The 303-nt window shown below is 44.2% G+C and carries 1 pseudogene; it reads right to left on the bottom strand.

What is annotated here, in order from left to right:
- Window positions 1-303: pseudogene (locus D0T85_RS22375) on the bottom strand (RagB/SusD family nutrient uptake outer membrane protein); the annotation flags it as partial.

The following is a 303-nucleotide window of genomic DNA, read 5'->3' as shown; positions in this document are numbered from 1 at the left end:
CACATCAGCAAACTCAGGCGAAATAGAGAAGTTGCCACCAGTAGAGTTACCGATATCAGAACCGAAGTAACCAGGACCGCCGTTACCATCATTACGTCCCTGACGCCAGATACGAGGACGACAGTACTGGAATCCCTGAGCCGTGATGGCATCGTAAGGCATAGCATATATAAAGTCCTTAATCTGGTAGCCATTGTTAGGCCAGAATTTTGAACGATATCCATTAGCTCCTTCAGAAAGACTGAACTTTCCACTTTGGATAATGTCATCACAAAGACTAACTACGTTACTTAGCTTCTCATT

The sequence above is a fragment of the Bacteroides sp. 519 genome (genome assembly GCF_010500955.1).
GTDB lineage: Bacteria > Bacteroidota > Bacteroidia > Bacteroidales > Bacteroidaceae > Bacteroides.
This window is presented reverse-complemented; position numbering and strand designations above follow the sequence as displayed.